The organism is Pedobacter sp. 01N416, assembly GCF_056399685.1.
Genome location: NZ_JBFTRT010000843.1, coordinates 1 through 1,455, shown reverse-complemented (window position 1 = coordinate 1,455; position 1,455 = coordinate 1). Strand labels below are relative to the sequence as shown.

Sequence of the window (1,455 nt, the reverse complement as noted above, 5' to 3'; positions counted from 1 at the left end):
GATCTCGGTTTCTGCTTCCCGCAATTTCTGTTTTAACAGCAGGGATACCTTAATTGTGATCATAATCAGACTCCTTTCTATTTTTTAACAGGTTCAGCTTGATAAAAATATCGCGCCAGTAGGCCTGCCGTTTCTGATCAAAGCGGTGCATCTCGGGCGCATCATCGCTGTGCAGGTAGTGGATATAATCAGCAACCTGATAAATGGCCGCCTGCAGGTCATCTACTTCAATTAGATTCCCTTCGTTGTCTGTGATATATTGTTTCATGGCTCATCGTTTAGGTATAAAGAAGTTCTACCGCCTGTTTAAATTTGCTGTTTCCCGAACGGGCGGCATATTTAACGGTTCGGTCATTGACAAAAAGCGCGGTATAACCGTAAAAAAGCTGGTCAGAAAACACCTTGCTGTTTTTACGCATGGCGTGACCATGCTTTTTTAGCAAGCCTGCACATTCTTCGGACAGGCTGAACCAGTAATCAAAGGGCATAAACCCGTTATGCCAATCCTTTTTATAGGCTTCTTGATTCTTGCGGAAATCAGCGCAGACCTCGGCAAGGTGATCCAGCAGCGCAGGCATTTCATCGGGAAAAAGTTCGAATAAAAGTCTCCCTTTCATCGTATTGGTCAATTCATGTAAAGCTTTCATGATCTAAAAATTAAGCAGAGAGGAAACGAATTCCTCCCAGCTGGTCAAACATTAACTTGCTTTGGCTGCGATCAGCTTAGCCCAATAAAGCGCATTCGCTGAAATATGGCGCTGCCAAGCCCCCTGTGAGCCGCTCCAGCGGAAACCATGGCGTTTTAATTCCTTGCGGATTTCTTCATTAGGTTTACCCTCAAAAATCATTTGAAGCCTTCCTGCCTCTTTGTTCTCCCATATCCGGACGTTGCCAACCTGCATATCAAATTCCGCTCTTGCCTTGATTGCTTCCAGCATTTTAATGCGGCTTTCTACCGTTTTGATCTTTGCATTGTTATTGGTCAAACGGTAAGAGGGAAAGCCAACATAACCGCCGCGGCTGGTATCATTCAGCTGCGCCCAGATTTCAGCGGTTGCTGAGGGCAATAATAAAAAGGCCGCTTTATCCTGTTTCCTCAAACACCTATTGGCAGATTTCATAAAATCCTGCAAGGCTTGCAGCCGAGAGAGTTTCTCCTTTAATTTTGTTAAGGCCTCGGGATCATCGGAAAAAATAGCATCATTCGAGGCAATGGTTTCTGCCTTGTCTGCATAATAAGCCGCCTATTTCTGCTTATCCACAGAACGCCCCATGGTATCATGTATCTTCTCCCTGTATCTGCGGTCACGTTTTTCACTATGGTGACCAATTAAAATCGGTTGTCCCATGGGAATGACCGAAGCCATATCTGTGGCCGAGCTGTAAAGCCGATCGGATTCCTTTTCGTTTTTGGCAGCCTGAACCTTCGCATAATTAATGCGGTTTTCTTTGCGC

3 protein-coding genes and 1 pseudogene are annotated in these 1,455 nt (G+C 45.2%); all 4 read right to left on the bottom strand.

Translation table 11 applies throughout. The annotated features are described in order from the left end of the window. Nucleotides 1–49 precede the first annotated feature (49 nt). Nucleotides 50–268: a hypothetical protein gene (locus AC1DND_RS27760; RefSeq protein ID WP_477586063.1), complete on the bottom strand. Its 219-nt coding sequence runs from the start codon at nucleotides 266–268 to the stop codon at nucleotides 50–52. 10 nt (nucleotides 269–278) lie between these two features. Further along, nucleotides 279–647, bottom strand: a complete 369-nt coding sequence (locus AC1DND_RS27755) for a hypothetical protein (RefSeq protein ID WP_477586061.1) — start codon at nucleotides 645–647, stop codon at nucleotides 279–281. Between the two features lie 51 nt (nucleotides 648–698). Then, nucleotides 699–1,121, bottom strand: a complete 423-nt coding sequence (locus AC1DND_RS27750; protein ID WP_477586065.1) for a hypothetical protein — start codon at nucleotides 1,119–1,121, stop codon at nucleotides 699–701. Nucleotides 1,122–1,154: 33 nt separating this feature from the next. Further along, nucleotides 1,155–1,439 (bottom strand): annotated as a pseudogene (locus AC1DND_RS27745) (DUF3560 domain-containing protein); the annotation flags it as partial. Between the last annotated feature and the right edge of the window lie 16 nt (nucleotides 1,440–1,455).